At 68.0% G+C, this 24,988-nt stretch carries 22 protein-coding genes; 11 read left to right on the plus strand and 11 right to left on the minus strand.

The window, feature by feature from the left end; translation table 11 throughout:
* Window positions 1-95: 95 nt before the first annotated feature.
* Entirely contained in the window at window positions 96-3,158 is a 3,063-nt protein-coding gene (locus PV734_RS37090; RefSeq protein ID WP_319293803.1) for an NACHT domain-containing protein, read from the plus strand.
* Between the two features lie 60 nt (window positions 3,159-3,218).
* On the plus strand, window positions 3,219-4,526 hold the full coding sequence (locus PV734_RS37095) for an MFS transporter (RefSeq protein ID WP_319293804.1): 1,308 nt from the start codon (window positions 3,219-3,221) through the stop codon (window positions 4,524-4,526).
* An 81-nt stretch (window positions 4,527-4,607) separates the two neighbouring features.
* Here PV734_RS37095 and PV734_RS37100 read toward each other — a convergent pair whose 3' ends face one another.
* The 3 genes from PV734_RS37100 to PV734_RS37110 all read right to left on the minus strand — a co-directional run bounded on the left by PV734_RS37100 (window position 4,608) and on the right by PV734_RS37110 (window position 7,903).
* Window positions 4,608-6,293, minus strand: coding sequence for a rhamnogalacturonan lyase B N-terminal domain-containing protein (locus PV734_RS37100; RefSeq protein WP_319093795.1), 1,686 nt, complete (start codon window positions 6,291-6,293; stop codon window positions 4,608-4,610).
* 180 nt (window positions 6,294-6,473) lie between these two features.
* The gene (locus tag PV734_RS37105; protein WP_319093796.1) at window positions 6,474-7,340 is read right to left on the minus strand and encodes a hypothetical protein; all 867 of its coding nucleotides are present in this window, start codon (window positions 7,338-7,340) and stop codon (window positions 6,474-6,476) included.
* Window positions 7,337-7,903, minus strand: coding sequence for a SigE family RNA polymerase sigma factor (locus tag PV734_RS37110; protein WP_319093797.1), 567 nt, complete (start codon window positions 7,901-7,903; stop codon window positions 7,337-7,339). The genes PV734_RS37105 and PV734_RS37110 overlap by 4 nt, the downstream gene beginning before the upstream one ends.
* Window positions 7,904-8,187: 284 nt before the next feature.
* Between PV734_RS37110 and PV734_RS37115 the strand changes: the two genes are divergently transcribed.
* Window positions 8,188-9,639, plus strand: coding sequence for an NCS2 family permease (locus PV734_RS37115; RefSeq protein WP_319093798.1), 1,452 nt, complete (start codon window positions 8,188-8,190; stop codon window positions 9,637-9,639).
* 80 nt (window positions 9,640-9,719) lie between these two features.
* Here the strand turns inward: PV734_RS37115 and PV734_RS37120 are convergent, their stop codons facing one another.
* The 3 genes from PV734_RS37120 to PV734_RS37130 all read right to left on the minus strand — a co-directional run bounded on the left by PV734_RS37120 (window position 9,720) and on the right by PV734_RS37130 (window position 12,555).
* Window positions 9,720-11,174, minus strand: coding sequence for a peptidoglycan D,D-transpeptidase FtsI family protein (locus tag PV734_RS37120; protein ID WP_319293806.1), 1,455 nt, complete (start codon window positions 11,172-11,174; stop codon window positions 9,720-9,722).
* Between the two features lie 112 nt (window positions 11,175-11,286).
* Window positions 11,287-11,778, minus strand: a complete 492-nt coding sequence (locus tag PV734_RS37125; RefSeq protein ID WP_319293808.1) for a GNAT family N-acetyltransferase — start codon at window positions 11,776-11,778, stop codon at window positions 11,287-11,289.
* Window positions 11,779-11,781: 3 nt separating this feature from the next.
* Window positions 11,782-12,555, minus strand: a complete 774-nt coding sequence (locus PV734_RS37130) for an IclR family transcriptional regulator (RefSeq protein WP_044471856.1) — start codon at window positions 12,553-12,555, stop codon at window positions 11,782-11,784.
* A 144-nt stretch (window positions 12,556-12,699) separates the two neighbouring features.
* Between PV734_RS37130 and PV734_RS37135 the strand changes: the two genes are divergently transcribed.
* From PV734_RS37135 to PV734_RS37155, 5 genes are all read left to right on the plus strand, one after another.
* Window positions 12,700-14,229, plus strand: a complete 1,530-nt coding sequence (locus PV734_RS37135; RefSeq protein WP_319093801.1) for an aldehyde dehydrogenase (NADP(+)) — start codon at window positions 12,700-12,702, stop codon at window positions 14,227-14,229.
* Between the two features lie 187 nt (window positions 14,230-14,416).
* On the plus strand, window positions 14,417-15,025 hold the full coding sequence (locus PV734_RS37140; RefSeq protein WP_319093802.1) for a DUF1349 domain-containing protein: 609 nt from the start codon (window positions 14,417-14,419) through the stop codon (window positions 15,023-15,025).
* Window positions 15,022-15,519 carry a GNAT family N-acetyltransferase gene (locus PV734_RS37145; protein ID WP_319093803.1) on the plus strand — a complete coding sequence of 166 codons (498 nt, stop codon included), beginning with the start codon at window positions 15,022-15,024 and terminating at the stop codon, window positions 15,517-15,519. The genes PV734_RS37140 and PV734_RS37145 overlap by 4 nt, the downstream gene beginning before the upstream one ends.
* Before the next feature lie 64 nt (window positions 15,520-15,583).
* Window positions 15,584-16,306 (plus strand): DsbA family oxidoreductase, encoded by a 723-nt coding sequence (locus PV734_RS37150; RefSeq protein WP_319293810.1) that lies wholly within the window; start codon window positions 15,584-15,586, stop codon window positions 16,304-16,306.
* Between the two features lie 71 nt (window positions 16,307-16,377).
* Complete coding sequence (locus PV734_RS37155; protein ID WP_319093805.1) at window positions 16,378-17,490, plus strand: aminotransferase class V-fold PLP-dependent enzyme; 1,113 nt, start codon at window positions 16,378-16,380, stop codon at window positions 17,488-17,490.
* Window positions 17,491-17,557: 67 nt separating this feature from the next.
* Here the strand turns inward: PV734_RS37155 and thpD are convergent, their stop codons facing one another.
* The 5 genes from thpD to PV734_RS37180 all read right to left on the minus strand — a co-directional run bounded on the left by thpD (window position 17,558) and on the right by PV734_RS37180 (window position 22,253).
* Window positions 17,558-18,454: an ectoine hydroxylase gene (gene thpD, locus PV734_RS37160; RefSeq protein ID WP_319293812.1), complete on the minus strand. Its 897-nt coding sequence runs from the start codon at window positions 18,452-18,454 to the stop codon at window positions 17,558-17,560.
* A gap of 5 nt (window positions 18,455-18,459) precedes the next feature.
* A complete protein-coding gene (locus tag PV734_RS37165) occupies window positions 18,460-18,882 on the minus strand; it encodes an ectoine synthase (RefSeq protein ID WP_319093905.1) in 423 nt (140 codons plus the stop codon).
* An 81-nt stretch (window positions 18,883-18,963) separates the two neighbouring features.
* Window positions 18,964-20,244: a diaminobutyrate--2-oxoglutarate transaminase gene (gene ectB / locus PV734_RS37170; protein WP_319293814.1), complete on the minus strand. Its 1,281-nt coding sequence runs from the start codon at window positions 20,242-20,244 to the stop codon at window positions 18,964-18,966.
* Window positions 20,245-20,274: 30 nt separating this feature from the next.
* A complete protein-coding gene (gene ectA, locus PV734_RS37175; RefSeq protein ID WP_319093808.1) occupies window positions 20,275-20,862 on the minus strand; it encodes a diaminobutyrate acetyltransferase in 588 nt (195 codons plus the stop codon).
* Window positions 20,863-21,134: 272 nt separating this feature from the next.
* On the minus strand, window positions 21,135-22,253 hold the full coding sequence (locus PV734_RS37180; protein WP_319293816.1) for a pyridoxal-phosphate-dependent aminotransferase family protein: 1,119 nt from the start codon (window positions 22,251-22,253) through the stop codon (window positions 21,135-21,137).
* 221 nt (window positions 22,254-22,474) lie between these two features.
* Here PV734_RS37180 and PV734_RS37185 point away from each other — a divergent pair, with 221 nt between their 5' ends.
* From PV734_RS37185 to PV734_RS37195, 3 genes are read left to right on the plus strand one after another with little or no spacing between them, the layout of a single operon-like run.
* Window positions 22,475-23,320 (plus strand): transporter substrate-binding domain-containing protein, encoded by an 846-nt coding sequence (locus PV734_RS37185; RefSeq protein ID WP_319293817.1) that lies wholly within the window; start codon window positions 22,475-22,477, stop codon window positions 23,318-23,320.
* Window positions 23,317-24,153, plus strand: a complete 837-nt coding sequence (locus PV734_RS37190; protein ID WP_319093811.1) for an amino acid ABC transporter permease — start codon at window positions 23,317-23,319, stop codon at window positions 24,151-24,153. Before PV734_RS37185 ends, PV734_RS37190 begins: the two co-directional genes overlap by 4 nt.
* The gene (locus PV734_RS37195) at window positions 24,150-24,986 is read left to right on the plus strand and encodes an amino acid ABC transporter ATP-binding protein (RefSeq protein WP_319093812.1); all 837 of its coding nucleotides are present in this window, start codon (window positions 24,150-24,152) and stop codon (window positions 24,984-24,986) included. The genes PV734_RS37190 and PV734_RS37195 overlap by 4 nt, the downstream gene beginning before the upstream one ends.
* The last annotated feature ends 2 nt before the right edge of the window (window positions 24,987-24,988 follow it).

Genomic DNA, 24,988 nt, shown 5'->3' on the forward strand with positions numbered 1-24,988 from the left:
GCCAATTTCCTTCTTTCGGCGACAATGTGCATATGCTGCGGTTGTGCGACGTATGCATGGTTCAACAACCGTTCCGTGCGTGAGAGTTGTGGCCTATGGCGGGCAAGACGGTCGGACTGATCACGGCAATCGTGATTCCTCCTTCGGTCGCAGCTGGGCTGTGGCGGACGTTGATGCTGGATCACCCTGTGGTGACTGTGCTGCTCATGCTGGCGTATGAGGCCGTTGTCGCATTCGTGGTGTTCGCCGGGAAGATTGTCGAACAGTTGGCGAAGCGTTGGCAGCAACGGATCGTCGAGAATATGGATCAGGCACTGGGACTGCGTTTCTCACGATTCCCCGGGCGCTATCGTGCCGCCCTGCTCGGAAACCTGCGTTATGTCGATCTCAAAGGTCTGGAGACGATCGGCTTCTACACGCCCGAGTTGGACGAGGTGTTCATCCAGGTGAGCCTCGCCTACCAAGCACCGGACGGCGCCGAGACGAGTGTGATTGCCCACCTTCCCCAGGACGTGACCGGCCGCCATGCGTTGGGCGACTTTCTCGACCAGCGCCAACCCGTGGTGCTCGCGATCGTCGGCGCTCCCGGAAGCGGCAAGACGACGTTGCTAAGGCGTACGGCGCGGCAGATCTGCCAGGAGCACCGGGGCCGTCGCCGAGCCATCCCCGTCCTGCTGTTCTTCCGCGATCATGTGGGCACCGTACTCGATGCCCCCGATGTGAACCTGGCTGATCTGGTACGGGAAACCCTGGAACGAGGCATCGGAGAACCGGCGGGCTGGTTCGAGCAGAAGTTGCGGGCCGGTGACTGTGTGGTCATGCTCGACGGGCTTGACGAAGTCGCGAGGCAGGACGACCGAAGGGCACTGGCTGCCTGGGTAGAGTGCCAGATCGCGCTCTACCCCTTGAACGACTACGTCCTTACCTCGCGTCCGCAGGGGTATGTGTCGGCACGCGTCAACGGCGCGGCCGTACTCCAGGTGCGCAGCCTCACCGATGAGCAGGTGGCCTCCTTTGTCCGCGGCTGGTATCTCGCGGTGGAGAGATACACCGCCGGCACGGAGAACGCGGAAGTCCGGCACAAAGCCGAAACGGCCACCGGTGATCTCCTGGAACGGCTCAACCATGCTCCGGCGCTGCTCGATCTGACGATCAACCCCATGCTGCTGACGATGATCGCGAACATTCATCGCTATCGCGGTGCGCTGCCCGGCAGCCGGACGCGACTGTACGGGGAGATCTGTCAGGTCATCCTCTGGCGAAGGCAGGAGGAGAAGGGAATACCCAGCCAACTGAGCGGTGACGGGAAGGAGATACTGCTGCGCCATCTCGCGTTCTCCATGATGGAACAGCGGGTCCGGGATCTGTCTCGATCAGCGGTTCTCGCGGCGATCGAACCGATCCTGCGGCGGATGTCCACCGTCCTGACCGCCGAGGAATTCCTGGCTGACGTGGGCTCGAACGGATTGCTCATCGAACGCGAAAGCGGTCTGTATTCCTTCGCCCATCACACCTTTCAGGAGTATCTGGCAGCCTCACACATCCGCGACACCGGGCAGCCCGAACTGCTCGTCGCCGGTGTCGACGATGTCTGGTGGCGCGAGTCCACTCTGCTGTACGTGGTCGGCGCCGACGCCGATGCCATCGTCGAGGCCGGTCTCGACTCCGGGACCGTCACCGCGTTGTCGCTGGCGTTCGACTGCGCCGAACAAGGCAGCCACCTCGCGCCGGAGTTACGTGCCCGGATGGACAACCTGCTTGGCTCGACATTCGGTTTGGACGCGGACCGGGATCGGCTGCGGCTGATGGCCAGTGTCATGGCAACTCGCCAACTGCGTCCCACCGTTCGGACCGAAGGCGGCGGTCGTGTCTGCACCCGCCCGGTGACACAGGGGCTCTACTGGCTGTTCCGGCAGGACACCGGAGCGCTGCTGCCCGACGGGTTGACAGTGTCCGCCCCCATCAGATCCGACGCGGAACTACCGGTCACCGGTGTCCGCGCACCGGCTGCGGCAGCCTTCACCCGCTGGGCCAACTTCATCACAGGCGACAGCCCCTCCTACCGGCTGCCCAGCCGCTCGGAGATCGAGGACCCCGCCGTCCAGCGCGTCAGGAAATTCGCCCGAAGCGACACACGGTCGGAGAGCCTCTGGCTCGCGCCGGACAGCGAACCGGGCCGACCCCAGTTGTGGACTCCCTCGGAGAGCCTCCATCCGTACGCGATGAACGCGGTCGATCTGGGCCCGCCTGTCATGTCGGACCTGCGGCGCGCCGGGCCGACCGTCCTCCGCCTGCTGCTGCTTCGGGCGCTCGTTTCCGTGCGACTTCTGCCGTGGACTGTGGCTCTGGCGTCCAGGCGGGAGGTGGGCGTCGACCATGTCCTGGACCACATCCATGACCTTGCCCAGACCCTTCGACACGCGATCGCACTGGATGTTGCCGGCCGGACTCGGTACGTCGGCACACTCGACATGGTCGACTCGCTCAATGCCGAAATCAATCGCGAGCGGCGACTCGTACGCGCCGATGGAATCGACTCCGAGCTGTTGCGTCCGCTGATCGAAGGTCTGGAGGACCTGCGTGGCGGTGATCCGACCGAGGTGATCGACCTGGTTCTCCCCACGAGCGCGGTCATGGCCCAGGAACTGGCCGCAGACCATACATTCGAGCGCGCGCTCGAACGGGCGATGGGGACCGCGCTGTCATCCACGGTTACGCACATGCTTCGCACCACCGCCCAGCCTGGGTCCTGGCTCACCGATTTCTCGCGCAAGTTCATCGACCGGACATTCGGTGAGGGTTTCCAGTCCCGTTTGTCACCGGACGACCTGGCGGACCTGACAGAGGAAACGAGCAGGGCTTTCGTGCACCTCTTCGAACCGTCACGTGAGGCTGCGTCTCCTTTCTGGGCATACAGAACGGTCCAAGAATTCCGGCAGGCCGCGATGCCCATGTTCGAGGGCAGAGGACGGATCACTTCCCGGGCCGCGAGTGAGCTGCGGGTATCGGCCCTGTGTCTGGCAGCCGAGGCGGAAGCTCATCGGGCACCAGACCTTGGTTCTTCCTTTCGTCGCCTCGCGAGTGGTGTGAACCTGCTGGAGCAACGGACAGTCGGGAACAGGGTTCCGGGCGAGGGCATCATGTTGGCAACCCTGTGACCATGTTGAATCCGGTGAAGAAACCGAGGTAGGCGGTCCGGGGGAGGGACAGGAGGTCGCGTGGCACGCAGCAACGGTCCGGCAGGACCTCACGTCACATACGACGGCCGCTATCGTCCTTTGTCGCATCGAGGTCTCGCAGCCGCATCCATCGGGCATTCCATGGAATGGTTCGACTGGAACTCGTACGTGATCTTCTCGGTGTTCTTCGCCCCTCATTTCTTTCCCGCCGGAAACTCGGACACCGCACAGCTCAAGACACTGATGATCTTCGCGATCGGCTTCCTCTTCAGACCGCTCGGCGGGATGCTACTGGGAGGCCTCGCCGACCGGCACGGTCGCCGGAGCGCGCTCACCCTGTCCATGCTGCTCATGGCGGGCGGCAGCCTGCTCATCGCGATCTGTCCGACATACAACCAGGTCGGACTGCTGGCCCCGACCCTGCTGCTCGTCGCGCGCATGGCCCAAGGGCTGTCCACCGGCGGTGAGATGGCAGCCTCCGCGACATATCTCGCCGAGGTCGCTCCATCAGGTCGACGCGGCTTCTACTCCAGTTTTTCCTATGTGACCGGAACACTCGGCAGTCTGGCCGCTACTCTCCTCGGCCAGTTGATTCTCGCGCGGCTCGGCGAGACCGCGATGGGTGACTGGGGCTGGCGTATTCCGTTCGCCTTCGGAAGTGTGATCGGACTCTGCGCGTTGTATCTGCGCCGCACACTGGAAGAGACCGGACCGTATCTCATGGGCCAGGATCTCCGAGTACGTCGCCCCACCTGGGAAGTACTTCGCAGGCACCCGGCAAGCGGACTGCGAGTGATCGGCTTCACCGCCGGTGCGACAACGGTTTACTACACGTTCCTGGTCTATCTGCCTGGATACGCCCAGAACACCTATGACGTGCCCGCCGGTTCCGCCCTGTGGGTCTCGGTCGTCGCCCAGACCGCGATGGTCGCGACGCTACCCCTTCTCGGAATCCTCTCGGACAGGATCGGCCGCAAGCCGCTGCTCAGTGTCTTCGCCGGCGGCTATCTGGTATTGATCGTGCCGCTGTTCTCCCTCCTTTCCTCCTCTGTCTGGTCTCTTCTCGCGGTCATGACCACAGGCCTGCTGCTGTTCGGGTGCTACGCCGCGATCGCACCCACCGCGATGGCGGAACTGTTTCCCACACAAGTGCGTTCGGTCGGTCTGGGCATGCCCTATTCACTCGTGGTCGCGATCTTCGGCGGAACCGCTCCCTACCTGGTCCAGGAACTGACCGAACGGGGGCGTGCCCACTGGTTCCCCTGGTACGTGGCCGCACTGTGCCTGGTGTCACTGCTGGTGTATCTGACAACACCGGAGACCAAGGACGTGAACCTGGACCGATGAACCCCGGATCGCCGAGCCGCGAAGGTGAACGCCCCGCCGGTCGTCACCGGCGGGGCGTTTCTCTGACTGGCCGAGGGGGGCTCAGGCCAGCAGATCCAGGCAGTCGAACGAGGTGCCCGGGCTGAGGAATGCCGTGCCACTCGAACCACTGACGATGTTGATCTTCAGTACGTTGTACTGTCCCGGGTCCGTCTTCCACGCACTGGAAGGGACGCTGTACGTCAACGTACGGTTGTTCCCACGGTACGAACCCGTGGTGAGGGAGCGCGTCGAGGGCTGCGTGGACGCCTGCGGGACGGCCGACACCCAGTCGTTGACCGTGACACGCGGGCGCCCGCCCGCGAAGGCGTCCGTGATGCCGATACGCAGGGTGTGCGCGGCGGCGGCCTGGGCCGCGGTCAGCTTGAAGTACACGAGGACGCCGTCGTTGACGCCGCTCCACATGTAGGCCGGGAAGTCCGCCGACGCCGGCCGGGAGCCGCCGACGGTGACGTTCCCCGTCCACTTCGCCGCTCGGGCGTCCGCCGGGTGCGCGTACGTCATCAACTCGGCGTTCTTGAACTCGCCGGGTGTGCCGTCCCAGTCCCCGAGCCGCCAGATCGTCTTCGCGGCGGACGGGTCCCCGGTCACGGTGATGCTGTTCAGCGCGGTCGCGCCGCCCGCCCTCACCGTCACCGAAGCGGTGTGCACGGCCAGTTCACCCTTGTACACGGTCAGCGTGTACGTCCCCGGCAGCATCCCCTTGCAGGAGAAGGCGCCGGTACCCGTGGCGGCCTTCGCCCAGTACTGGGCGTCCGGGTTCGCGAAGCCCACGGTGTACGGGTGCCGCGCGTCCATCCCCCTGATGCCGACGCCGGCCACCTTGCCGCGCCCGGCCGCGCCCACCCAGCCGGTGATGCCGAGCCCGTCCACCCAGGAGGTGTCGAGGCGGGCGGCGGCGAGGGAGGGCGAAGGAGCGCCGCCGTCCGTGAAGGCGAGGACGAAGGGACCCTGCAGGCCGAAACGTTCCGGCTCGGTCTGGGCCTCGTTGTAGTGCAGGATCTCGTACAGCCCCGCGCCCTTGTCGTTCGAGTGGCGCAGCAGCGAGCGGTAGAAGGGCCCGCCGGACGCCTTCTCGTGGTTGGAGCGCACGAGCCACAGGCCGACGGAACCGGTGGTGAAGCCGATGTGGTCGTAGTCGATGACCCGCTTGCCGGAGTAGTGCTTGGAGTGCGTGGTGCCGTCCGCCCGCTTCCAGACGTCCCCGGCCTCGATGATCCTGTCGGAGGCCTCGATCCAGGAGTCCGACCCCTCGTTCGGGAACATGCCCGGCCTGAGGCGGACGAGGAAGCGGGTCGCCGTGAAGGAGGCGTCCGCCTTGTTCGTCCACAGGTAGACGTTGTTCTGGCCGCTGCGGGCCGCGTACCACTGGGTGATCGCCCCGTGGACGACCTTCACCAGGATCGTCGAGCCGGACTGCCTGACGCTCACCGTGGACGCGCCGAGCCCCGACTCCACGTGCGAGTGCCTGCCGCCGTACCCCTCGTACTCCTTGCCCCGGTAGACCAGGGACGTGAGGTCGCCGGTCGACTTGGAGACCTTGAAGACGAGCGAGGCGCCCGTGTTGATCACGAAGTTCTTGCCGTCGTCGGTGTGGCCGAAAGTAGCCGCCGACGCGGACGACAGCAGGCCGCTGCCGGTCGCCACCGCAGCGCCCGTCCCGGCCACGCCCACGGCCGAAGCGGCCAGCAGCCTGCGGCGACTGAGGTTTCTCCTGTGCGTGCTCAAGACTGCCTGCTCCGTCGTGCTTGAAGAGTCACTTGCTCGTACGCGATGTCAGATGGCCAGAAATCGTAGGTGGTTCCCTGCGGACCGCCATCGATTTCGGACGGTTCTCCGCCTTGGTCGCCGCCGGGGCGGAAAGGGTTGCCGTATCCGGCGAACTTCTTCGGGAGCCGCTGCCCCGCTTCAGGAATCGCCCTCGTCGGACGTGCCCGAGTCGTCCTGGCCCGCGAAGTCACCCTTCACGGCGAGCTGTTCGCCCGCCGCCTCGCCCGTCACCGTGTACCTGTCGTCCTTCGCGTCCCTGCCGCCGCGCGTGTGGTCGTACTGGCCCGCGAAGACCCACTCGCCCGGCGGGACCTTGCGGCCGTCCTTGAGCACCCATGTGTAGATCAGGAAACCGTCGCGCTCGGCGACCGTCAGATCGAAGTCGTCCTCCGGCGCCGACCGCCAGGCACCAGTGGAGGTGACCCCGCCGGTCTGGGCGATCCGCAACTCCACGGTGAGAGCGGTGAGCTGCTCGGAGGTCTTGACGGTGACGTTGCTCTGCGCCCAGAAGTCGTTGCTGTGCGGGTCGACCGAGCCGTCCGACCACAGCGGCCCGTCCTCGGCGCCCTTCGCGTCCGGCGCGGCCACGGTGTTCGAGGCCTTCGGCGTCGGGGCGGGCGTCGGTGTCGAACTCGGCCTGTCGTCGTGGGCGTTGCCGCCGGACGGCTCCGGGGCCGGCTGGATCGGCGCCCGGCTGGTCGCGTCCGGGGACGGGGTCGGCAACGGTGAGACCGAGACGGTCGGGTCGGCCGGTGTCTCGTCGCTCTTCACCACGGACGCCAGCGCGTACCCGCCCATCGCGAGGATCCCGGAGACCGCGGCGGTCGCCCCCACGACCCGGGCCCAGCCCAGCAGCGGGGGACGCGTGGCCCGGCGCCGGGGACGCTTCTGAGCGGGTGCGGCCATACCGCGCTCCACCCGCGCGAGGATGCGCGCGCGGTCGGGCTCGTACGCCTCGGCCGCCTCGTGCAGCCCGGCGCGCAGCTCGTCGTGCGGCGTCCTCATCGCTTGGTTCCTCCCGCTCCGCCGGTGGTACGCACAGGGGTACGCATTCGAAGCGGGGCCTCGTCGGTGCCAAGGAGCCGCTGCAGTTCGGCCATTCCCTTGGACGTCTGGCTCTTCACCGTACCGACAGTAACTCCCAGTGCGAGCGCGGTGTCCTTCTCCGAGAGGTCGAAGGCGTGCCGGAGCACCACACATGCCCGCTTGCGGAACGGCAGACTGCGCAGGGCCGCCTGCACATCGATGACGCCGGGTATGTCGGGATTCTCCGTCTTCTCTTCTCGCTGCGACCAGAACAGGGTGATGCGTCGGCGTTCCCGGACCGCGCTGCGGATACGGGTCTTGGCCAGGTTGGCGACCACACCGCGCGCGTACGCCACCGGATGATCGGCGGCCCGCACCCGGTCCCAGCGGTGCCACAGGGCGAGCAGCGCGTCCGCGGCCAGGTCGTCGGCGGCGTCCGCCTCGCCCGTCAGCAGGTGCGCCAGGCGCGCGAGTTCGGCGTAGTGCCGCTCGAAGAAGGCATGGAACTCCACGGAGGCTGCGTCGTCGACGACAGTGCCCACGGGCGACTTCTCCCCTTGGTTCGCTGGGTTTCCCAGGCCGGTGGACGGCTTTCGGGCGTACCCGGGCGCCTGTGTATACGGCCGCTGTGGTGCGCCGGTGAAGAGACGGTGATCGTTCGGCGCGAGAGCCGAGAGAGTATCAGGCGTGCGTAAGGCCCTTCGAGTGCCGTACAACGGATCGATCCTGATTCCGTAACACGGGGAAAACCTGAGAACGGTTCAACACAGGGACAATCCAGCCTGCACCCGCGCACAGATCGATCAGGCAACGAGGAGTAACCGCCATGTCCGAACCCCAGAAGGTGGCCGACCGGCCGAAGGCCGCGCCCCCCGCGGCGAACAGCGTCGACGGCTTCTTCAAGATCTCCGAGCGGGGATCCACCTTCGCTCGTGAAGTACGCGGCGGCTTCGCCACGTTCTTCACGATGGCCTACATCCTTGTCCTGAATCCCATCATCCTGGGCAGCGCCAAGGACAAGTTCGGCCACCAGCTCGACAGCGTCCAACTCGTCACCGCCACCGCCCTGGTGGCCGCGGTGATGACGATCATCATGGGTGTCGGCGGCAACCTCCCGCTCGCCCTCGCCGCGGGCCTCGGCCTCAACGCGGTGGTCGCCTTCCAGATCGCCCCGCTGATGAGCTGGGACGACGCGATGGGCCTGGTCGTCCTGGAGGGCCTGTTGATCTGCGTCCTTGTGGTGACCGGCCTCAGAGAAGCGATCATGCACGCCATCCCGGCGCCGCTCAAGGCGGCGATCGGCGTGGGCATCGGCCTGTTCATCGCCTTCATCGGCTTCGTCGACGCCGGCTTCGTCAGCCGTATCCCGGACGCCGCGAACACCACGGTCCCGGTGCAGCTCGGCGGCACCGGCACGCTCAGCGGCTGGCCGATCGTCGTCTTCTGCCTCGGCGTCCTGCTGACCATCGGCCTGCTCGCGCGCAAGGTGCGGGGCGCGATCCTGATCAGCATCGTCACGATGACGTTCCTCGCGCTCGTCATCAACTCGGTGGCCGACGTCAAGAGCTGGGGCCTGACCACGCCGGCCTGGCCCGACAAGATCGCGGACACCCCCGACTTCGGGCTGATCGGCCACTTCAGCCTGTTCGGCGCGTTCGGCGAGACCACGGTGATCACCGTCGTCCTGCTGATCTTCACGCTCATCCTGTCGGACTTCTTCGACACCATGGGCACGGTCGTCGGCATCACCGCCGAGGCCGGCCTCCTGGACGAGGAGGGCAAGGTCCCGAACCTCGGCCGCGTGCTGCTCATCGACGGCGCGGCGGCGGTGGCGGGCGGCGCGAGCTCCTCGTCCTCGGCCACCTCGTTCATCGAGTCGGCGGCGGGCGTCGGCGAGGGCGCGCGCACCGGCTTCGCCAACCTGGTCACCGGCGGCCTGTTCGCCTGCGCGCTCTTCCTGACGCCGGTCCTGACCATCGTCCCGATGCAGGCCGCCGCGCCCGCCCTGGTCGCGGTGGGCTTCCTGATGATGACCCAGGTCAAGCACATCGACTGGGACAAGTACGAGATCGCCATCCCCGCGTTCCTGACGATCGCCGTGATGCCGTTCACGTACTCCATCACCAACGGCATCGGCGCCGGCTTCCTGGCCTACGTCCTCATCAAGGCGGTCCTCGGCAAGGCGAAGGAGGTCCACTGGCTCCTGTGGGGCACGAGTGCCCTGTTCCTGATCTACTTCGCGATCGATCCCCTGCAGCAGCTCTTCGGTACGAAGTAGGTTCCGGGTGCGGTCACCCGCGCCCCACAGGGGCGCGGGGAACTGCGCGATCAGCCACAACGGCGCAGCAGCCGAAGTGCTCAGTCCTGCAAAGCCGCACTCATCATCGCTTTCGCGACAGGCGCGGCCAGCCCATTCCCGCTCACCTCGGACCGGGCTGCCCCCGACTGCTCGACCAGCACAGTCACGGCAACCTCCCTCCCGTTGGAGTCGGACTTCGCATAGGACGTGAACCAGGCATAAGGCGTCTGGCTGTTGTTCTCTCCATGCTGAGCAGTACCCGTCTTCCCGCCCACTGTCGCCCCGGAAATCCGCGCATTCGTCCCGGTACCGTCAGACACAACTGTCTGCATCGCCGACTGCAACTGCTCAGCGGTCCCCGAGCTGATGACCTCCTTGGTCGACGCCGAGCTGTCAAGGTCCTCCAACGTGTCCCCGCCGGCGGTAACCACCTGGGACACCATGTGCGGCGAGACCAGCTTGCCGCCGTCGGCTATCGCGGCGGACACCATGGCCATCTGCAACGGCGTCGCCGTGACGTCGAACTGTCCGATGCCCGTCAGCGCGGTCTGGGACTTCTCCATGTCCGACGGGTACACGCTCGGATACGCCCGCACCGGCACGTCCTGCTTCTCGTCGTTGAAGCCGAACCGCTCCGCCATCGCCCTGACCTTGTCCTGCCCGAGGTCGACGGCCATCTTCGCGAAGACGTTGTTGCACGAGTACTGCAGCGCGACCCGGATCGTGGCGTTCGCACAGGGCGCGTCCGGGTTCTCGTTCGTCAGCTCACGCGTCGTACCCGGCAGCGTGTACGGGTCCGGGCTGACCGTACGGTCGTCCACCGAGCCGTACAGCCCGTCCTCCAGAGCCGCCGCCGCGACCACCAGCTTGAACGTCGAACCCGGCGGCAGTGGCTGCCGTATCGCCCGGTTGACCAGCGGTTTGTCGGGGTCCTCGTTGAGCTTGGTCCAGGTCTCGCCGTCGTTCACCCCGGTGATCGCCGAGGGGTCGTACGACGGAGTGGAGACCATGGCGAGGATTCTGCCGGTCTTCGGGTCGATGGCGACGGCCGCGCCCTTCTTGTCACCGAGCGCCGCGTACGCCGCCTTCTGGACGTCCGGGTCGATCGTCGTGATCACGTTCCCCGGGGCGGCGTGCTCCTTGGTGACCGTGTCCATGACGGTCGTGAGTCTGCTGTCCGAGCCGTCGAGCACGTCCTTGTAGATGCCCTCCAGCTGCGTCGGCGCGAACAGCGGCGTGCTGTACCCGGTCACGGCCGCGTAGAGGCTGCCGTCCGTGTACGTCCGCCGGTACTTGAGATCCCCGCCGCTCGTCTCCTTCGAGCCGGTGACCGACTCGCCGGCCACGATGATGTTCCCGAGCGGGTTCGCGTACAACGCGATCGCGTTCCGTCGGTTCAAACTGTCGTCCGCGAGGGCCTTCGCGTCGTAGAACTGCACCCATGTCGCCCTGACCAGCAGAGAGAGCACGAGCAGCAGCGTGAAGACGGAGGCCCGCCTGATCGTCTTGTTCATCCCGTCCGAAGACGAGCGGCACCGGACGGAACGTTCCCTTCCGCCTGATTTCTCATGGCACATTCAGGAAACGCGGGAGCCTGTAAGGGACACCCGCGGCGTCGTACGACGATCAGGCGTCCAGCGTCAGCACGACCTCGTCGATCTCCGCGTCCCGTGCCTGGGCGAACCCCCGGTCGTGCCCGGACACGCGGAAACCGCACTTCTCCAGCACCCGCAGCGAGCCCGCGTTGTCGGCGGCGGCACGCGCGAACAGCGGGCGCTCCGGCTCCTCGGCGATGAGCGCTCGCAGCGCGGCCGTCGCGATACCGCGCCCCCAGTAGGCACGGTCGATCCAGTACGTCACCTCGCGCTCGCCCGGCTCGCCGTACACCGCCACGTTGCCCACCACGTCACCGTCGACGAGCACGGTGCGCGGCAGGATGTCCGCCGCGGCGCGGATCCGCTTCCAGTGGGCCTCGAAGGCGTCCCGGTCGGTCGGGTCCTTCGCCGTGAACGCGGCCATCCACAGCGACTCCGGGTCGTTCGTCTGCCGGAAGAAGACCGGCAGGTCACTGTCGTGGATCTCGCGGAGCACGACGTTCGTCGAAGCCGAGTACCTCATCGTTCAGAGCCTCCGGGTGGCCAGTGTCAGCCGGTCGCGTGCGTCGAAAAGGGCGTCCTTGACCATCTGTTCGTGGGCCGGGGTGAGCCGGGCGACCGGCACGGAGCAGCTGATCGCGTCCCGCGCGGGAGTGCGGTACGGGACGGCCACGCCGAAGCAGCGCAGCCCCAGCGTGTTCTCCTCGCGGTCCACCGCGAAGCCCTGCTCGCGCACCAGACGCAGCTCCTCGATGAGCTTCTCCCGGTCGGTGATCGTGTGTTCGGTCAGCGCGGGCAGCGTCTCCGGGAGCAGCTTGCGGACCTGCTCGTCGGTGTGGGTGGCCAGCAGCGCCTTGCCGAGGGAGGTCGAGTGGGCCGGCAGCCGGCGGCCGACCCGGGTGAAGGGGCGCAGATAGTGCTGCGACTGCCGGGTGGCGAGATAGACGACGTTCGTGCCGTCGAGCCGGGCCAGGTGGATGGTCTCCGTCGTGTCGTCGGAGAGCCGGTCGAGGGTGGGACGGGCCACCGCGACCACCTCGTCACCGTCGATGTACGAGGTGCCGACCAGCAGCGCCCGGACGCCGATGCCGTACCGAGTGCCCGTGGCGTCGGTCTCCACCCAGCCGAGGTCGACAAGTGTGCGCAGAAGCATGTAGAGACTGGACTTGGGATAACCGACGGCCTCCTGGACCGACGCCAGCGAGTGCATGCCGGGACGCCCGGCGAAGTATTCCAGCAGTTCAACGGTCCGTACCGCGGACTTGACCTGCGCCCCGCCGCCTGTCTCGGCTGCCGACATCGCCCTTGACCCCTTCGTTCAACGGGAAATAGTCTCCAACAGCATATTCATCATCAGAGACGCTGTTCAGCATATCGAACGCACCTGGTGAATTACGCAAAATCTGAGCACCACAAATGGCAACACAATCTGGAGGAACCCCCGGTGGCAGCAGCACCAGTCTGGAGTGTCGACCCCCGTACCGGGAAGCAGCGGGAGCAGGTCGCGGTCGAGGCCACCGCGCAGGAGGTGGACGCCGCCGTCCGCGCCGCGCACGCCGCCCGCCCGGCGCTCGTCGACCGCACCGTCCGCGCGGCCTTTCTGCGCAGCGCCGCCGAGCAGCTCGAAGCGGCCAAGGAGCAGCTCGTCGAGGCCGCCGACGCGGAGACCGCGCTCGGCCCGGTCCGGCTGACCGGCGAACTCGCCCGCACCTGCTACCAGCTGCGGGCCTTCGCGGACATCGTCGACGAGGGCGCGTTCCTCGACATCGTCATCAACCACCCCGACGACACCGCGACCCCGCCGATCCCGGACCTGCGTCGCTACAAGATCCCGCTGGGTGTCGTGGCCGTCTACTCGGCCTCCAACTTCCCCTTCGCGTTCTCCGTCCCCGGCGGCGACACGGCGAGCGCGCTCGCGGCCGGCTGCCCGGTCGTCGTCAAGTCGCACCCGGACCACCCGGGCCTGTCCGAGCTGGTCGCGGCCGTCCTGCGCCGGGCCGCGGTCCAGCACGACATCCCCGAGGGCGTCATCGGCCTGGTCCACGGCTTCGAGGCGGGCGTCGAGCTGGTCAAGCACCCGCTGGTCTCGGCGGCCGGGTTCACCGGTTCCGTACGAGGCGGCCGTGCCCTCTTCGACGCGGCGGCGGCCCGTCCGGTCCCGATCCCGTTCCACGGCGAGCTGGGCTCCCTGAACCCGGTGGTGATCACGGAGGCGGCGGCGAACGAGCGCGCCGAGGCGATCGGTACCGGGCTCGCTGGCTCCATGACCCTGGGCGTCGGCCAGTTCTGCGTCAAGCCCGGCCTGGTGCTGGCGCCGGCCGGCGCGGCGGGCGACCGCCTGCTGAAGTCCCTGACCGACGCGGTCAGCGACACCGACGCCGGTGTCCTCCTGGACCACCGGATGCGTGACAACTTCGTCGCCGGCGTCGCCGAGCGCGCCGAGCTGCCCGAGGTCGAGACCCCGGTGACGCCGGGCGCGGGCGGCGACCACACGGTCAGCCCCGGGTTCCTCACGGTGACGGCCGACAAGCTGGCGGCGGAGGGGGCCTACGACCTGCTCCTGGAGGAGTGCTTCGGGCCGGTCACCGTCGTGGCCCGCTACGCGGACGAGGCCGAGGCGAACTCCGTTCTCTCCCGGCTGCCGGGAAACCTGACGGCGACGGTCCACCTCTCGGCCGAGGAGGCCGCGGGGGAGGGGCGCGGGGCGGAGATCCTGGCCGAGCTGACGCCGCTGGCGGGGCGTGTGCTGGTGAACGCGTGGCCGACCGGTGTCGCCGTGGCCGCGGCCCAGCATCACGGCGGGCCGTACCCGGCCACGACGTCGACGTCGACCTCGGTCGGCGGCACGGCGGTCGAGCGGTGGCTGCGGCCGGTGGCGTACCAGAACACGCCTCCCGCGCTGCTGCCGGTCGAGCTGCGGGACGAGAACGAGCTGGGGCTGCCTCGGCGGTTCAACGGGCGGCTGGAGCGATAGCGCTCCGCTGGTGGCGCCGTTGGGGTGCGGTGGGATGTGCGGCTGCGGGTCCGTTGTGGCTTGTCGCGCAGTTCCCCGCGCCCCCAACGGCGCTGGGGTGCGATGGAATGCGCGGCCGCGGGGCCGTATAACGACACAGCCCCGCGCCCCTGTGGGGGCGCTGCAGTGGGCCTGCGATAATCCGGTAATGGATCTGGAGCTGTCCCCACTGCCCTTTCCCCTCCGTACCTATGGGCCCGACGGGCACTGGTCCTTCGAGGACGGGGTGCTCACCGGGTGGGCCGGGCCACGGCAGGACCGGTTCGTGCCGCCGACCGGGGAGGCGCTGGATCCCGCCGCCGACGCGCCGCGTCTGCTCGGCGCGCCCCACGGCGAGTTCCAGCTGATCGCCCGGGTCACCGTCGGGTTCGGGGCGGCCTTCGACGCCGGGGTGCTCTACGTCCATGTCGGCGAACGGGCCTGGGCCAAGCTCTGCCTGGAGTACTCCCCGGACGTGCCCACTGTCTGCACGGTCGTCACCCGGGGACACTCCGACGACGCCAACTCCTTCACCGTGGACGGCAGTTCGGTCTGGCTCCGGATCAGCCGCACCGGCCGGGCCTTCGCCTTCCACGCCTCGCGCGACGGCAGGAAATGGACCTTCGTCCGGCTGTTCACCCTGGGCGACGAGAAGGAGGCGGACGCGGCCCTGGTCGGCTTCATGACCCAGTCCCCGATGGGCGAGGGATGCGTGGTGACGTACGACCACATCGAGTTCCTCCCGGAGTGGCCCAAGGACCTGCGGGACGGCAGTTGACGCGGGTCATCCGGGCCGCGCTGCCCGCCGAGGCCGCCGCCGTCACGGAGCTGCACCTGCGCGCGCGGGCCACCTACTACCCGGACGGTCTCCCCGACGCCGACCGTGACTGGGCCGGCGCCTGGCGGACAAGCATCGAGCGCCCCGACGCGCATGTCCTGTGCGTCGTCGAGGAGGACCCCGCCCGGGACCGCATCATCGGCGTCGCCTCCTTCCGCAGGGACGAAGGCGCTCCGGAGGACACGGTCAAGCTCTTCCAGTTCCATGTCGACCCCGACCGCTGGCGAGCCCGTATCGGCACCGACCTGCACGCCGCCTGCGTCGAGCGCTGGCAGGCCGACGGAAAGCGGGCCGCCACCCTCGACGTGCACATCGACAACCAGCGCGCTCAGGCCTTCTACCGCCGACTGGGATGGGTCCCGGACCCGGAGCACCCGCCCGCCGAAGACGATCACCATCTCTTTCTGCGGTACGAATTCCGGGGTACGGAATGAAACCAGCCGTTTGAACGTTCACATAATCCCGTACCCGTTCGTTCGAGCTGGAGAGACCGAAGACATGCGCGTCGAGATCTGGACCGACATCGCCTGCCCCTGGTGCTACGTCGGCGCAACCCGCTTCGACAAGGCGCTGGCCGCCTTCCCGCACCGTGACGGCGTCGAGGTGGTGCACCGGTCCTTCGAGTTGGACCCGGGGCGCGCGAAGGACGACATCCAGCCCGTTCTCACGATGCTCACCAAGAAGTACGGCATGAGCGAGGCGCAGGCGCAGGCCGGTGAGGAGAACCTGGGGGCGCAGGCCGCCGCCGAGGGCCTCGCGTACCGCACCCGGGACCGTGACCACGGCAGCACCTTCGACATGCACCGGCTGCTCCACCTCGCGAAGGACAAGGGACTGCAGGAGGAGCTGATCGCGCTCTTCTACCGGGCGAACTTCGCCGAGGAGCGGTCCGTCTTCGGTGACGACGAGCGCCTCGTGGAGCTGGCCGTCGCAGCGGGCCTCGACGCCGACGAGGCCCGGGGCGTACTCGCCGACCCGGACGCGTACGCCGACGCCGTGCGTGCCGACGAGCGCGAGGCCGCCGAACTGGGCGCCAACGGCGTGCCGTTCTTCGTCCTCGACCGGAAGTACGGCGTCTCCGGCGCCCAGCCCGCCGAGGTCTTCGCCCAGGCGCTCACCCAGGCGTGGGGCGAACGGCCCGCTCCGCTCAAGATCGTCCAGGCGGACGGTGACGGCGCCGAGGTCTGCGGACCCGACGGGTGTGCCGTACCCCAGCAGTGACGCCGGGCGGGAAACCGCAGCTCAAGGCCTACGTATAAGCAGTCCTTCGCGGTTCCGTGCAGAAATCGGCAATGGACGAGGAGATCTTCGGGCCGCACAGTGGACCCATGGAGACCTCCGCGAAAGCCTCGACATCCGAGAACCTCCGCAACCTCGTCCGTGCCGAGTTCGCCCCCAGGAACACCTACCTGAACACCGCGAGCACCGGCCTCCTCCCGGCCCGCGCCGTGGCCGCCATGCGCGACGCCGTGCAGTCCGTGGCCGACGGGCAGCCGCAGGACATGTTCGCCGACGTGGAGGCCTCACGCTCCGCCTTCGCGCGGCTCGTCGGGGTGTCCGACCGCAGGGTCGCGGCCGGAGCCTCCGTCGCCGTCTACAGCGGGCTGATCGCCGCCTCGCTGCCCGCCGGCGCCGAAGTCCTCACCGCCGAGGACGACTTCACCTCCGTCCTCAACCCGTTCCATGTTCGAGGGGACCTGAAGGTACGGACCGTGCCGCTGGAGCGGATCCCCGAGTCCGTGCGGCCCGGCACCGCCCTTGTCGCCGTCAGTGCCGCCCAGTCCGCCGACGGACGGATCGTCGACCTGCCCGCGCTGCGCGAGGCCGCCCGCGAGCACGGGGCCCGTACGTACGTCGACGCCTCCCAGGCCACCGGCTGGCTGCCGGTCGACGCGGACGCCTACGACTATGTCGCCTCCGTCGCCTTCAAGTGGCTCGTCTGTCCGCGGGGCGTGGCCTTCCTCGTCGTGCCCGAGGACCTGGGAGGGCTGACGCCCGTGTTCGCGGGCTGGGTCGCGGGGGAGGAGCCCTGGGACAGCTGCTACGGCCCGGTGCGTGAACTCGCCCACTCCGCACGGCGGTTCGACGAGAGCCCGAGCCTGTTCTCCTACGCCGGCGCCCGCCACTCCCTCGCGCTGATCGAGGAGGTGGGCGTGGACACCGTACGCGCGCACGACCTCGCGCTCGCCGACCGATTCCGCGCCGGGCTCGACCGGTTGGGCCACCAGCCCGTGCCCGCGCCGGGCTCGGCCATCGTGTCGGTCCCGCGACTCGGGTACCGGCAGGCCGAGTTGAGCCGTGCCGGGGTGGAGGTCTCCGACCGGGCCGGAAACCTGCGCGCGGCCTTCCACCTCTACAACACGGCCTCGGACGTCGACCGACTCCTGGACGTCCTGTCCGCCTGAAGCACGCGGGACCGCCCGCCGACGCAGAACTCCGCGTCGGCGGGCGGCGACGGACACGGGCGGTGTGTCACCTCACCGGAGTGAAGTCCCGAGCCCCGATGAAATCCGGCCTGCGTACCGGCGCCGCGAACGGCTCCACCGCGCTGTTCTCCACGCTGTTGAACACGATGAACACGTTGCTGCGTGGGTACGGGGTGATGTTGTCCCCTGAACCGTGCATGCAGTTGCAGTCGAACCAGGTCGCCGAACCCGCCCTGCCCGTGAACAACCTGATGCCGTGCTCGTCGGCGAGCGAGGTCAGCGCCTCGTCGGACGGGGTGCCCGCGTCCTGCATCTGCAGCGACTTCTTGTAGTTGTCGTCGGGCGTCGCCCCGGCGCAGCCCAGGAACGTACGGTGCGAGCCCGGCATGATCATGAGGCCGCCGTTGGTGTCGAGGTTCTCGGTCAGCGCGATCGAGACGGACACCGTCCGCATGTTCGGCAGACCGTCCTCCGCGTGCCAGGTCTCGAAGTCGGAGTGCCAGTAGAAGCCACCCGCCCCGAACCCCGGCTTGACGTTGATCCGCGACTGGTGGACGTACACGTCGGAGCCGAGGAGCTGCCGGGCCCGCCCGACGACCCGCTCGTCCCGTACGAGCTGGGCGAACACCTCGCTCAGCCGGTGCACCTCGAAGACCGACCGGATCTCCTTCGACTTCGGCTCGATGATCGACCGTTCGTCGGCCCGGACGGCCGGATCGGCGATCAGCCGCTCCAACTCGGCTCGGTAGAGCGGGACCTCGTCGTCGTCGAGGAGCCGGTCGAGCGCCCGGAAGCCGTCACGCTCGTACGCCATGAGGTCCGCCGCGGTGAACGGTCCCGGAGTGTCCGGCGCGCCCCAGAGGACCGGGTCCTGACGCGGAACGGACACCTCGGCGGCGCCACGGGTGGGGTAGAGGTCGGTGAGAGTGGACGTGGGTGACATGGGTGTCAGACCTCCTCGGGGTCGAAGTCGGGCTCGGGTTCCGTCAGCAGGGGGTAGACGCCGTTCTCGTCGTGGTCCTCGCGGCCGGTCACGGGCGGGTTGAAGACGCACAGACAGCGGAAGTCCTCCTTGATCCGCATGGTGTGCCGCTCGTGGCCGTCGAGGAGGTACATGGTGCCGGGGGTGATCGTGTACGTCCGCCCGGTCTCGTCGTCGGTCAGCAGGGCCTCGCCCTCGACGCACACGACCGCCTCGACATGGTTCGCGTACCACATCGACGTCTTCGTGCCCGCGTAGAGGACGGTCTCGTGGAGCGAGAAGCCGACCCGTTCCTTGGCGAGGACGATGCGTTTGCTCTCCCAGGTACCGGACTCCGCCTTCACATGCCGGTCGGTGCCTTCGATGTCCTTGAACGAACGGACGATCACAGCGCTCAACAACCCCTTTCGCAAATGGTTCGGTCAGAAGTTCAGACAGAAGCTCAGTCAGGTGTGCAGGTGTGCGGGTGTTCAGATGGTCACGACGGTCTCGCGCACCGCGCGGGCGACGATCCGCAGGCCCTCGTCGAGTTCCTCGGGCGTGATGGTGAGCGCCGGCAGCAGCTTCACGACCTCGCTCTCCGGGCCGGACGTCTCGATGAGCAGCCCGAGTTCGAAGGCCCGCCGCGCGACCCGCCCCGCACGCGCCTTCTCGTGGAACTCCATGCCCCACACCAGACCCCGGCCCCGGTACTCCTTGACGTCGGCGAGGTTCTCCTCGGTGATGGAGATCAGCGCCTCCTCGACCTGCTCACCGCGGGCGAGCGTCTGCTTCTCCATGGCGGAGCCGTCGGACCAGTACGTCTCCAGCGCGGCGGCGGCCGTCACGAACGCCGGGTTGTTGCCGCGGAACGTGCCGTTGTGCTCGCCCGGCTCCCAGATGTCCAGCTCGGGTTTGAACAGGCAGAGGGACATGGGGAGTCCGTACCCGCTGATGGACTTGGACACGGTGACGACGTCGGGCACGATGCCCGCCTCCTCGAAGGAGAAGAAGGCACCCGTCCGCCCGCAGCCCATCTGGATGTCGTCGACGATCAGCAGCATGTCCTGCCGTGCGCACAGGTCGGCGAGCGCCTGCAGCCACTCCGGGCGGGCCACGTTGATACCGCCCTCGCCCTGCACACTCTCCACGATCACGGCGGCCGGCTTGTTGAGGCCGGAGCCCTGGTCCTCCAACAGCCGCTCGAACCACAGGAAGTCGGGGACGGTCCCCTCGAAGTAGTTGTCGAAGGGCATCGGGGTGCCGTGCACCAGCGGAACGCCCGCACCGGCCCGCTTGAAGGCGTTGCCGGTCACGGCGAGCGACCCGAGGGACATCCCGTGGAAGGCGTTGGTGAAGGAGACGATGGACTCGCGTCCCTTCACCTTCCGCGCCAGCTTCAGCGCCGCCTCGACGGCGTTGGTACCCGTCGGGCCCGGAAACATGACCTTGTACGGCAGTTCGCGGGGCCGCAGCACCAGGTCCTGGAAGGACTGCAGGAACGCGCGCTTGGCGGCGGTCGACATGTCGAGCCCGTGGGTGACGCCGTCCCGTTCCAGATAGTCGATCAACGCCCGTTTGAGTACGGGGTTGTTGTGGCCGTAGTTGAGTGATCCGGCGCCGGCGAAGAAGTCGAGGTAGGCATGGCCGTCCTCGTCGTACATACGGCTGCCCTGCGCACGGTCGAAGACGGCGGGCCAGCTGCGGCAGTAGCTGCGGACCTCGGACTCGACGGTCTCGAAGACGCTCAGGTCGGGCTGGGTGATGGTCACGGCGGTGAACTCCTTGGTGTGGGGGGTGAGTCAGCCGGAGAAGTCTGGGAACTCGGGAAGCTCCGAAGGCCAGGAGAGGGGACCGATGCGGTACAGGACCTCGGGTTCGTGCAGGTCGGGCGGGACGGACCGGCCCTGTTGGGCGAGCGGCTCCGCCGGCTCGCTCGGGAACAGGCCCGCGTCGAACAGCACCTCGCGCTCGACGGTGGCGCCGTGGCGTTCCGCGAACGAGGCGAACAGCCGCTCGGAGGCGGTGTTGCCCGGCGTGATGGTGGTTTCGAGAACGGTGAGCCCCCGCTCGGCGCCGACCCGCCGGGTCAGCCCGTCGAGCAGCGCGGCGGCGAGCCCACGCCCCTGGTGGTCGGCGTCGACGGCCACCTGCCAGATCAGCAGGGTGCCCGGCCGGTCCGGCCGGACGTACCCGGTGACGAAGCCGACCGGGTTCCCGTCGGTGTCCCGGGCGACGGCCGAGGTGGCGGCGAAGTCCCGGCACCACAGCAGATAGCTGTACGACGAGTTGAGGTCGAGAACCTTCGAGTCCCTGGCGATCCGCCACAGCGCGGCCCCGTCGGCAATCACCGGGAGGTCTATTTGCAGGTCTGTCCGTACGGCACTCATGCAAATTGAACTTACCGAGAGAAAATCAAAAATGCATCGCCGGTCGGGGTTACGTGCGGGCGCTGAATATGTTAACGAGCGGGCAGAGGAAAGCCCGCTTTGTCCAGTAAATAGTCAGACAAAGCGGGCACATTGTTGAGTGTGTCACACTCACGCAATTCACTTGATTCGTTCGCGAAATCTTTGCGTTTAGGTCGATGAAAAGCGGGCAGAAGAAAACGGGAAGCTGTCCTCTGATTCCCTCTCCTGGATTACTCTAATTCATCGTGCATTTACGAGGAATACGGGGAGCGCGGGGAATTCTCGACGGCGCGTCGGCATCCGTCGATGTCCACCGTCAGGCCCCGGTCCGCCAGTGCCGTGCCCAGTGCGACCAGACTCCCGAGCACCGCCTCCCGCGTCGCGTCCGGCCCGTAGTGGTTGACCCGGATCATCTCCTTGGCCAGCGCGCCCCCGCCCGCCGCGAGCGGCAGCGCCGGATCGACGGCCAGTGCGCTCGCGACCAGCTCCGACGCGGTGACTCCGGAGGGCGTCCGCAGGGTCGTGGCGACCGGCGCCGCGTCCCCGGCCTCGTGCACATACGGCTCAAGGCCGCCGCCCAGGGCGAGAACCCCCGCACGGGTGGCCGATGCCGCGGTGGCGTGCCGGGCGATCACCGTGTCGAGCCCCACCGTCTCGATCCGCTCGACACACGCCTCCAGCGCGAGCATCTCCAGTTGGGCGGGAGCGTGCGGGAGGGTGCGCCGGCCGCCGTCGAGCCACCGCTCCTTCCAGTCCAGCAGGGAGAGGTACGACCGTCGCGGCGCCCCCGGGTTCGCCGCCATTCGCGCCCACGCCCGCTCGCTCACCGACACCGCCGACACCCCGGCCGGCCCGCCCATCGCCTTCTGTGCCCCGATCACGCACAGGTCGACACCCCACGCGTCCGGCAGCACCGGCTCGGCGCCCACCGACGCGACGGCGTCGAGGTAGAAGAGGGCGCCGTGTTCCCGTACCGCCTCGCCGATCTCGGCGACCGGGTTGGTGTTGCCGGTCGCCGCCTCCGCGTGCACCAGGGAGACGAAGTCGATCTCCGGGTGCTCGGCGAACGCCTCCCGGATCCGCTCGGCCGTGACCGCCGCGTGGAAGGGCACCGAGAGATCGACGGCCGTGGCGCCGCAGTCGCGCAGCCAGTCGCCGAACGTCTGCCCGTAGGGGCCCGTGACGATGTTGAGGGCGGTCGTGCCCGGGCCGGCCGTCCCCCTGATCGCTCCTTCGAGGGGCAGCAGCGCCTCGCCCTGCATGATCACGACGTCCTGCTCGGTGGAGAGCAGCCGCGCCACGCGGTCCTCGATCGACGCGAAACGCGCGGCGGTCAGTGGCGCCAGGTCCAGGAAGGGGTGCGTGGTCACGGAGGTGCTCTCTTCGGATCGCGGGGCAGATGAGTCGGGTCGAGACTAACCGGAGATCCCCGGTGGTCCCCGGAGACCGTCCTGACCCCCGGGTCGGCGGGATGCGAGGTCACATCACCTCAAAACCACAGGTCACATGGCGCCACAACCATGGGAATGATTTGAGATAGTCAAACGTCTCCTTATAATCAGAACTCACAGTCCCCCCACAGGAGGTCCCCGTGAACACGGTCCTCGGACGACGGTCCCGCATCCTGGCCGCCACCACCGCGACGGCCGGGCTCCTGCTCGTGGCCGGCTGCTCCTCGGGCGACGACGGGGGCGGCGCCTCGAAGACCGCCGCGGGCGGGGTCGAAGTCGTCAAGGGCGGCCAACTCACCGTCTGTACGCACCTGCCCTACCCGCCCTTCCAGTCGGAGATCGACGGCAAGGTGCAGGGCTTCGACGTGTCGCTCGTCGACCTCGTCGCCAAGAACCTCGGTGTGAAGCAGAAGATCCTCGACACGCCCTTCGAGAACTTCAAGACGGGCGCCTTCCTCAACGCGGACCAGTGCGATCTCGGCGCGGCCGGCATGACCATCACCGAGGAGCGCAAGAAGAACGTCGACTTCTCCGACCCCTACTTCGACGCGACCCAGGCCGTCCTCGTCGACAAGAAGAGCGGCATCACCTTTTTCGCCGGCCTCAAGGACAAGAAGGTCGGCGCCCAGGCGCAGACGACCGGCGAGGACTACGCCAAGGGCAAGAATCTCGACCCCGTCTCCTTCGAGTCCTCCGACGCCGTCCTCAACGGCCTGCGCACCGGCCAGGTGGACGCCGTGATCATCGACTACCCGGTGGTCCAGGGCTGGCTCAAGGACAAGGCCAACGCCGACGCCTTCAAGGTGGTGGACAACCTCAACACCGGTGAGCAGTACGGCTTCACGGTGAAGAAGGGCAACACCAAGCTGCTCGCCGCCATCAACAAGGCGATCACCGACGCGAAGGCCGACGGCACGTACAAGAAGCTGTACGAGCAGTGGATCGGCCCGTACGACGAGTCCGCGGCCGCTCCGTCCGCGTCATGACCGACGCCTCCGCGAAGCAGGTGCAGCCCCGCAGGCAGGGGTTGAGCCGTACCCAGAAGCGGGCGCTGTCCCGTGGCGCCCAGTACGCGCTGTTCGTCGCGGCCGTCGTCGCCCTCGCGGTGTCGGCCGACTGGGCCCGTCTGAAGAACCAGTTCGCGCAGGCGGACCTGGCCAAGCAGATGTTCCCGGAGATCATCACGCTGGCCCTCAAGAACACCGTCCTCTACACCCTCTCGGGCTTCGTCTTCGGCCTGGTGCTGGGGATGGTCGTCGCCCTGATGCGGCTGTCGCCGGTGGGCCCCTACCGCTGGGTCGCGGGCATCTACATCGAGATCTTCCGCGGTCTGCCCGCCCTGCTGATCTTCATCTTCGTGGGCGTGGCGGTACCCCTCGCCTTCCCCGGCACGGAGATCCCCGGCGGGACGTACGGCAAGGTCGCGCTGGCACTCGGCCTGGTGTCGGCCGCGTACATGGCGGAGACGATCCGCGCGGGCATCCAGGCGGTGCCCAAGGGGCAGATGGAGGCGGCCCGTTCACTGGGCTTCTCGCATACGTGGGCGATGGTCTCGATCGTCATCCCGCAGGCGTTCCGTATCGTGATCCCGCCGCTCACCAACGAGTTGGTGCTCCTGTTCAAGGACTCCTCGCTGGTGCTGTTCCTCGGCGTCACCCTGGAGGAACGCGAACTGGCCAAGTACGGCCGCGACCTCGCCAGCCAGACCGCCAACTCCACGCCGATCCTGGTGGCGGGCCTGTGCTATCTGCTGGTGACGGTGCCGCTGGGCTTCGTCGTACGACGGCTGGAGACGAAGGCGGGGGAGGCGACGCGATGAGCGACGGCATCAAGGACGCGAGCGTCAAGGACACGAGCGTGCCGGAGATCCAGGTCCGGGACCTGTACAAGTCGTTCGGCGACAACGAGGTGCTGCGCGGTATCGACCTGGAGATCGGACAGGGCGAGGTCGTGTGCGTGATCGGCCCGTCCGGCTCCGGCAAGTCGACCCTCCTGCGCTGTGTGAACCTGCTGGAGGAACCGACGAAGGGCCAGGTCTTCGTCGGCGGTACGGAGGTCACCCACCCGGACGTCGACATCGACGAGGTCCGCCGCCGTATCGGCATGGTCTTCCAGCAGTTCAACCTCTTCCCGCATCTGACGGTGACGGAGAACCTGACGCTTCCGCAGCGCCGGGTACTGAAGCGGGACAAGGCGCAGGCGGCGCGTGTGGCCGCGGAGAACCTGGAGCGCGTCGGCCTGTCCGAGAAGGCGAACGCGTACCCCTCCTCCCTCTCCGGCGGCCAGCAGCAACGGGTCGCCATCGCGCGGGCGTTGGCGATGGGCCCGGAGGTCATGCTGTTCGACGAGCCGACGTCGGCGCTCGACCCCGAACTGGTGGGGGACGTCCTGGCGGTGATGCGCAGGCTGGCGAACGAGGGCATGACGATGATGGTCGTCACGCACGAGATGACGTTCGCCCGCGAGGTCGCCGACCGGGTCGTCTTCATGGACGGCGGAGTGATCGTCGAGGACGGCGCCCCGGCGCAGGTCATCGGCAACCCCTCCCACGAACGCACCCGGCACTTCCTCTCCCGGCTGCTGGACCCGGCGATGGCGGACGTGGAGGAAGAGGCGGAGGCGGAGGGGCAGAGACCGCAGCCGCCGAACTAAGG

Source organism: Streptomyces sp. AK08-02, from assembly GCF_033795085.1.
In the GTDB taxonomy this organism is placed as follows: domain Bacteria; phylum Actinomycetota; class Actinomycetes; order Streptomycetales; family Streptomycetaceae; genus Streptomyces; species Streptomyces echiniscabiei.